The 7802-nt window shown below is 56.3% G+C and carries 7 protein-coding genes; 5 read left to right on the top strand and 2 right to left on the bottom strand.

Annotated features, from left to right (window positions below):
* The 5 genes from ENI00_RS11955 to ENI00_RS11935 all read left to right on the top strand — a co-directional run.
* On the top strand, positions 1–688 hold a 688-nt coding region (locus ENI00_RS11955; protein WP_304102522.1), incomplete at its 5' end, for a TRAP transporter large permease subunit.
* A 73-nt stretch (positions 689–761) separates the two neighbouring features.
* Positions 762–2084 (top strand): cytosine permease, encoded by a 1323-nt coding sequence (locus ENI00_RS11950; RefSeq protein ID WP_304102519.1) that lies wholly within the window; start codon positions 762–764, stop codon positions 2082–2084.
* Between the two features lie 8 nt (positions 2085–2092).
* Entirely contained in the window at positions 2093–2500 is a 408-nt protein-coding gene (locus ENI00_RS11945; RefSeq protein ID WP_304102516.1) for an allophanate hydrolase-related protein, read from the top strand.
* Between the two features lie 59 nt (positions 2501–2559).
* Positions 2560–3987 carry a dihydropyrimidinase gene (hydA, locus tag ENI00_RS11940; RefSeq protein ID WP_304102513.1) on the top strand — a complete coding sequence of 476 codons (1428 nt, stop codon included), beginning with the start codon at positions 2560–2562 and terminating at the stop codon, positions 3985–3987.
* A gap of 2 nt (positions 3988–3989) precedes the next feature.
* A complete protein-coding gene (locus tag ENI00_RS11935) occupies positions 3990–4751 on the top strand; it encodes a 2-keto-4-pentenoate hydratase (RefSeq protein ID WP_304102510.1) in 762 nt (253 codons plus the stop codon).
* A gap of 74 nt (positions 4752–4825) precedes the next feature.
* Here ENI00_RS11935 and ENI00_RS11930 read toward each other — a convergent pair whose 3' ends face one another.
* Both ENI00_RS11930 and ENI00_RS11925 read right to left on the bottom strand, forming a co-directional pair.
* Positions 4826–7300, bottom strand: a complete 2475-nt coding sequence (locus ENI00_RS11930; RefSeq protein WP_304102507.1) for a bifunctional diguanylate cyclase/phosphodiesterase — start codon at positions 7298–7300, stop codon at positions 4826–4828.
* Between the two features lie 15 nt (positions 7301–7315).
* Positions 7316–7802: extracellular solute-binding protein (locus ENI00_RS11925; protein WP_304102504.1), on the bottom strand; the 487-nt coding region annotated here is incomplete at its 5' end.

The following is a 7802-nucleotide window of genomic DNA, read 5'->3' as shown; positions in this document are numbered from 1 at the left end:
CGGCGACCCGGAGCCGCGCGTGCCGTTTCGCCAGCGGCTACGTTCACTGGCCGATCTGCTGCCGCCAGCGTTCGTCTTCGCGATCGTCATCGGCAGCATCTACAGCGGCTGGGCCACACCCACTGAGGCGGCGGCGCTCGGCGTGGTCGCGGCACTGGTGCTGGCGGCAATCTATCGCAAATTGACGATCCGCATGCTGCACGAGAGCTTCCTGTCGATGGCGCGTACCACGGCGATGATCCTGCTCATCATCGTTGCCGCCTTTTTCATGAACTACATCGTCGGCATCCTGGGCATTCCCTTCACTTTGACCAACTGGGTCGCCGGCCTGGGCCTCACGCCACTTGGGCTAATTCTCGCGCTGGTAGTATTTTACCTGGTGCTGGGCTGCTTTCTCGAGACGCTGTCGATGATGATCGCCACCGTGCCCATCATCGTGCCGATGGTAGTAAAGTTCGGCTACGACCCGGTGTGGTTCGGTATCTTCCTGGTCATTATGATGGAGATCTCGCTGATCACCCCACCGATCGGCATGAATCTCTACGTGGTGCAGGGAGTACGCGGCAAGGGCTCGATCACCGACGTGATGCTCGGCAGCCTGCCGTTCCTCGCCATCATGCTGCTATTCGTGCTGCTGATAATCATCTGGCCGGGGCTGGTGATGTGGCTGCCTGATGCCATGGGCTAGGACGCTAGAGGGTTCCTGGACGATCGCACCAGAGCGCGGCCAACTACAACTATAACAAAAAGAGGAACGCAGCATGGACAACACAAACAACGCCTCGGCATCGCGGGATAGTCTCCAGCCGGTGGCGGAGGCACAACGGCCGATGACTCAGGGCAGTTATGCCCTGGTCTTCTGGTCGTCGGGCATCATCGTTCAGATCATGGTGATTGGGCTGTACTTGCTGCATCCGGTAGGCGCTCTGAATTTCGTTCAGGTCATTGTGGCGGGGGTGGTTGCCAGTATATTGGTCGCCCTGTTGATGACGCTACAGGGGCATGCCGGCATGCGATACGGCATTCCGTTCATCGTTCAGGGGCGAACGGCATTCGGCACTCAAGGTACCAAGGTCGTCGCCATCTTGAGATGCATACCGGCCATCGCCTGGAACGGTATCGGTACCTGGATTGGTGCCCTGGCCTTACAGCAGGTCACGACTAGCCTATTTGAGCTCGGCAATGTCTGGGTTTATTTCTTCTTTCTATTGATTCTGCAGAGTTTGCTGGCCTATCGCGGCGTGGGTACGATCACCCGATTCAATGGCGCGATGTCGCTGATCATTTTCGCCATGCTGTTGTATTTCTTCTATATAGTATTTGCAGAAGGCAACATCGATTTTTCAACCGCCTCAGAAGTACCCGGGTCCTGGGGGCTGTTGTGGATCGCCGGCATGATGGCGGCCTTCGCCAACTGGACGACCGTCATTCTCAACAGCTCTGACTTGACCCGCCAGGTCAATCCGCGGGGGCGTTCTATTTTGCGCGTCAGCGCAATTGCCAACTTCTTCGGCGTCATCCCGCCATGGCTGTTCATGATTCTGTCCGGAATGCTGATCGGTCTGGCAACTGGTAGCACCGATCCGATCGCCGGTCTCGTCGAACTGGCACCTAATCCAGTGTTTGGCATCGTACTGCTGGTGTTCATCATTCTGGCGCAGATTACTTCGAACCTCACCCTCAATATTCTGCCGCCGGCACTTGCCTTCCAGGATATCTTCAAGATTTCCTGGAAGGCCGGAATCATTCTGGTCGCCGCGCTCTCGGTAGTGACGGCCCCCTGGTATTTGCTCTCCAGTGATTACTTCTTCAAGTTCCAGAACTTCTATGCGAGTTTTTTAGGGCCGGCCACCGCCATCATGCTGGCGGACTATTTCATCATCCGCAGAACTCAGCTCGATGTGGAAAAGCTCTACGATAACAAAACCTATCGCTATTCACGTGGATTCAGTCTACCAGGCATGCTGTCTCTGGTAGCCGGCGCGGTGGCGTCCTTCGTGTTTCTCGACTATTCATGGCTGGTGGGCTTTCCCTTTACCCTGGTGCTCTTTCTGGTCGTCAAGAAAATAGGATCGAATGGATAAATGCCGTGATGAAAGAAGACGATTTCAAAGTACGCATGTTCGTGAATGGTCAGGCGCTGGCTGGCGGTTCCATAAACTTCGCTCTGGAAGGCGCTGCGTTTCTGGGCAGGGTCAGGACTGCGGGTAAATATCGCTTTTATTCCGTTCGTGACGAATTTCCCGGGCTTTTGTCGGTGTTGAATGGCGGGCAGAAGATACCGGGTGAGCTTTATGAGGTCTCCTACGCCCAACTACGCGAAAGCCTGTTGCCGAATGAGCCCGCGGAGCTGGAACTCACAGTCATAGAGCTGGAAGACGGATCCGGCTCTCTCAGCATGTGCCTGAGAGAGCCTGCAGTCAGGCTGCCGGCGATAGTGGATATCACGGCAAGTGGCGGTTGGCTTGCCTATTTGGAAAGTCGGCAGTCGAAGCGCTGAAAGAGAGACAGGGTGTGCCCCAGGCCAGCATCCACAACGGATATAAAGGTAGCAACGTCATGAACTTCGATACATTGATTAAAAACGGCCAGATCGTTACCGCGGTAGACTGTTACTACGCCGATATCGCCATCACGGCGGGGCGCATCGTGGCACTCGGCCATGAGCTGGGCGCGGCGGCTGAGGTCATCGATGCTGAAGGATTATGGGTATTGCCCGGCGGCATCGACGCGCATTGCCATCTGGATCAACCGCTCGGCGACGGCGCGGTAATGGCCGACGGCTTTTACAGCGGTACCCGTTCCGCGGCTTGCGGTGGCACCACCACCGTGATGCCCTTTGCTGCCCAGCAAAAGGGCCAAAGCCTGCGTGCCGCGGTAGAAGATTATCATCGCCGCAGCGATGGCCAGGCTTTCATCGACTACGCTTTTCACATGATCGTTTGCGATCCTACCGAAACGGTATTGAAGGAGGAGCTCCCAGCGCTGATCAGCGAGGGCTATACCTCTTTCAAGATCTACATGACCTACGATGACCTCAAACTCAACGATCGGGAGATTCTCAATGTTCTGGCGCTGGCGCGACGCGAGGGCGCTATGGTCATGGTGCATGCGGAAAACGCTGACTGCATCGCCTACTTGACCGAGCTTCTCACTGAGAGCGGCAACACTGGGCCTTATTATCATGGCGTGGCACATTCGAGCATTGGCGAGCGTGAGGCGTCCCATCGCGCGATTTCGCTGGCCGAGCTGGTCGACGTGCCGGTTCTGATCGTGCATGTTTCCGGCACTGAAACCATCGAGCAGATTCGTTGGGCACAGAACCGTGGGTTACGCATCTATGGTGAGACCTGCCCGCAGTATCTGATGCTCACGGCCAAGGATCTGGATCGTGACGGGTTCGAAGGTGCCAAGTATGTATGCAGCCCCCCGCCCCGGGATCCGGCAGCCCAGGAGGCGGTTTGGCAAGGGCTCGAATCCGGTGTTTTCCAGGTGTTCTCCTCGGACCATGCACCGTTTCGCTTCGAGGATGCCAAGGGCAAGAAGCTGCACGGCGAACACGCCCATTTTGAACACATCCCCAACGGCATTCCCGGGCTTGAGACGCGTCTGCCAATTCTGTTTTCTGAAGGAGTGGTCAAGGAGCGTATCGACGTTACCCGTTTCGTCGCGCTGACTGCGACCAACCCCGCCAAAATCTACGGGCTATATCCACGCAAAGGCACCATTGCCATCGGCAGTGACGCCGACCTGACGCTGTGGGACCCGACGGCAAAAAGCACCATACGCAACGCCGAGTTGCATCATGCCGTGGACTACACCCCTTACGAGGGGCTTGAGCTGACCGGCCGCCCCATGCTTACGCTGTGCCGCGGTCGAGTCGTATCCCGCGCCGGCAAGCCCGAGAGCGAGGCCGGTTACGGTGAATTTCTAAAGTGTGACAAACCCCAGCCGGCGCGTCCACGCGGCAACGCCAAGGGCTTCTGATTATGACCCATGACGAGATCGTAACCGCTGGCGCTCAGCGCTTGGTCGACGCCTACGAACGGCACACGCAGATTCCGCTGCCCGAGGATATTTCACTGACCGAAGTAGAGGACGCCTATGCCATTCAGGAGCGGGTATCGGCGCATTTGGGTACGCCCTCTGGCTGGAAACTCGGCGGCATTATCAGGGGCGAGGTGCCACGTTTCTCGCGGTTGTTCAGTGAAAAGAGCCGCCAGTCACCGGCGCGGCTAGCGCGGAATGACTACCATAGAGTGTTGCTCGAGCCGGAACTGGCCGTGGTGTTGGGAGGCGACTTACCAGCACGGGACACGCCCTACACATTGGGCGAGATAGCCGCTCAAGTCGCCAGTCTGCACGCGGCGATCGAGGTGGTCGATAGCCGGTTTAAAAGCTGGCCCGAGGTGCCGCCATTGTGGCAGCTCGCCGATGGGTTGAGTCATGGCAGCTTCGTGTTGGGCAGCGGTGTCGATGGCGGAAATTTGCGGCAAATGAAAGACGCCGCCTATCGCTTGACGCTAAACGGTAACGTCGCCTTGTCGGGCCAGGGTGGCCACCCTGGCGGCGATCCCGCGCTGCTGTTGATGCAGATGATCAACACCCGTTTTGCCGCCAGTGGTGTTGGGTTTCAGGCGGGTGAAGTAATCACCACCGGCACCTTCAATGGCGTACTGGAAATGCAGCGCGGCGATAATGCTCGATTGGTGTTCGAAGAGATAGGCGAGGTGGAGTTGATTCTGGATTAGCGACTGGACCATGGCTTTGGATTGTATTCAAGCCGCAGACCCGGACCAGCGCCCAAACAAATATCAACGCCCCTTCAGCGTTGACCTGACGGGGCAATAATGTCCCCACTCTTGAGAAACTCCGTTATCTCAGCCACCGGCAGCGGCCTGCACAGCAAGTAACCCTGAAGCTGATCACATCCTTCCTGTGCCAGGTGGGCAGCTTGCTCTGGCGTTTCGACGCCTTCAGCGGTTGATTTCAACCCCAGACTTTTAGCGATGAACAGAACCGCCGACACGATGGCTGCATCCTTGGGGTCGACAAGCATATCCCGCACAAAGCTTTTATCGATTTTGAGCTTGCCTATGGGCAACTCCTGCAAAAGACTCAAGGATGAGTAGCCCGTACCAAAATCATCCAGTGAAATTGTCACGCCTTTTTTACGCAACGTGTCCAGATTGCCGATCACCTCCGGTCGGATCTTCATCAGCGCTGTTTCGGTAATTTCGAGCTCCAATTGCCAGGGGAACAGCCCGTTATCCTTCAAGACTTCCCCAACAATCGTGACAAGATCCTGGCGTTGTAGCTGTATAGCGGAAACATTAACCGAAACACAGGTACGGGTAAGCCCCGCCGCCCGCCAGGCGCTCAATTGGCGCCCTGCCTCACGCAAAACCCATTCACCCACCGGTAGAATCAAGCCACTGTCCTCGGCGATGGGAATAAACCGGTCCGGAAGAATAATTCCCTCAAGCGGATCATTCCAGCGCAGCAGCGCCTCCAGGCCAACGATCTCGCCGGTTCGGGCTTGTACCAGCGGCTGGTAATAAAGCTCCAGCTCGTCGTTTTTTAACGCGCGCCTCAGCCTGCCTTCCAGCGAGATATGCTCAAGCGCCGCAAGGTTATAAGACGCAGAATAAAACTGAAAATTATCACGCCCCTGCTCTTTGGCCTGGTACATAGCCGCATCGGCAAGCTTTATCAGCTCATCCACATCACCACCGTCTTCGGGAAACAGCGAGATGCCAATGCTGCTGCCGCTGTATATCTCCTTGTCGTCAAAATAAAACGGCACCTTCATGATTTCGAGAATGCGCGAGGCAACCTTCGCCGCATCGTGGGAGCTGTTTATCCGGGGCAGCAGCACAACGAACTCGTCACCGCCCAAACGAGCGAGCAAATCCGACGTGTTTCGAGGGGCCTCCTGGTGGATAACATCTTCCGCCCGAAGAACGACTTTGAGGCGATTGGCCATTTCCTTGAGGAGTTGGTCGCCCACCTGATGCCCCAGGGTGTCGTTCACTCGCTTGAAGTTATCAAGATCGAGGAACAACACGGCCATCTTGCCGTTCTCGCGACGGGCAAGAGAGATCATGCCGCGAAGCGTCTCATGGGCCCGGAACCGATTGGGCAAGCCGGTAAGACTGTCGTGATAGGCCAAACGCTCGACTTTGATCCGTGACGTTTCCAGATTGCCCGCCATATCCTGAAAATTCAGTGCCAACTGGCCCAGTTCGTCGCGGGTCGATAACGCGATCTCGGGCGCCAGATTGCCATGGCCGATCTCGCGGACCGCCTCCATCAACTGCTTCAGCGGACGAACCATGAGAAAATTCATAGCAATCAACAACGTTATGATCAGCAGCACGACAGTGCCGAGCACGATCCAGGCAACACTATTCCCCAACCGCTGACTTTCTTTAAGCCACTCCTCCTCCGGCAGTATGCCGATCAACAGCAGATCCTTATGCAGGCGTCGTGTCGCTAACAGGCTATTCGCCTGTTTATAGGATACGGGCACACGCTGTTCGTTTTTCGCCATCTCCAGCACCTTTTTTAACAGAGGCGCCGGTATGCCCTGACCCAATCGGGAGGCGTCAGGATGAAAAAGAATCTTACCGTCTGTATTAACGACAAGCGTACGACCGTTTTCGCCAATCCGGTTGGCGTCCATCTGCTCCGCCAGAAAATCCAGCCCAATGGTGACCACAAGATAACCTCGCAGCGTTGGCGTGCCATTAAGCGGGTCCTGGGTAGACAGATCAATCAACCGAAGGGGGCGCGCAACCTGCAGCGATACCCTTTGGCTGTCAGGGGGAGTGGTCACCTGAACAAATGTCTCGCCTTTGAATCGGCCCAGCTCCCGAAAGAACGTTGTACCCCCCTCTTCTTCGGTCATATTGGGAATCGGTTTCAAGGTCGTGCGAGCATCCTCGTAGCCATCCGGCAGCAGAAAGCGGATCTCACTGTAATCGGGGTAGGCGCGCAGGTAACTGGAGAATAGCTTCAACAGAGAGGGCAGCATCAGTACATACCGCTCTTCTTCGTCTTCCGTCAGCGCATAGGCCCGCATCAGCGAGGCATCAGCAAACAGCCGGGCGTTAGCTTTAGCAACGTCCTGGTGCATCTGAAAATTGCGGGCCATTTGATCCATTATCGTCGTCATCTGACTTGAACTGCGCTCTATCGCCGTGGAGCGCAGCTGGTCATAAGCAAGCCATCCCAAAATCAACAGCGGGATCACTGCCAGGGGCACAACAACCAAGAGGACTTTCGCGTGAAGACGCATACGCAAATACCAGATTCAGTTAACGAGACGCGAAAAGATCGCTGCTCGGCTTTTTTGCGTCCGGGCGGGTAGGCGATGATAGGTTTCCGACTTCTCCAGCGCCTCCACACTCGGATAGATAACCGGATCGCTTTTGAAATCAGCCGGCAGCAGCGCGTCAGCGGCCAGATTCGGCGTGGCAAAATGGACGAACTGCGCCAACCGTGCGGCAATCTCCGGTTCGTTGATAAAATTGATGAATTGTTTAGCGGCCACTTTATTGGCAGAAGCACTGAGAACACTGACATAGTCGACCCAGATATTACTTCCCTCCTCCGGGAGCACAAATGCAATCTCATCGTGATGCTTCTGAACCTTCAGAGCACCACCGTTGTATATCATGCTCATGACAACCTGGCCGTTCACCAGGGCGGAACCGTCACCCCGGGAAACATAGTTGTACGTTTTTACGGCCGGCGCCTGCGCCTGCAGTAGTGCCTCAGCTTCTTTGAGCTCTTGGGGG

This window comes from Marinobacter antarcticus (assembly GCF_011049865.1).
GTDB classification, from domain to species: domain Bacteria; phylum Pseudomonadota; class Gammaproteobacteria; order Pseudomonadales; family Oleiphilaceae; genus Marinobacter; species Marinobacter antarcticus_A.
The sequence above is the reverse complement of the archived record's forward strand: the minus strand, read 5'-3'. Positions and strand labels throughout refer to the sequence as shown.

Coding starts and splice junctions, on each gene's coding strand:
- ENI00_RS11950 (WP_304102519.1), top strand. CDS start 762: ATGGACAACACAAACAACGCCTCGGCATCGCGGGATAGTCTCCAGCCG.
- ENI00_RS11945 (WP_304102516.1), top strand. CDS start 2,093: ATGAAAGAAGACGATTTCAAAGTACGCATGTTCGTGAATGGTCAGGCG.
- hydA (WP_304102513.1), top strand. CDS start 2,560: ATGAACTTCGATACATTGATTAAAAACGGCCAGATCGTTACCGCGGTA.
- ENI00_RS11935 (WP_304102510.1), top strand. CDS start 3,990: ATGACCCATGACGAGATCGTAACCGCTGGCGCTCAGCGCTTGGTCGAC.
- ENI00_RS11930 (WP_304102507.1), bottom strand. CDS start 7,300: ATGCGTCTTCACGCGAAAGTCCTCTTGGTTGTTGTGCCCCTGGCAGTG.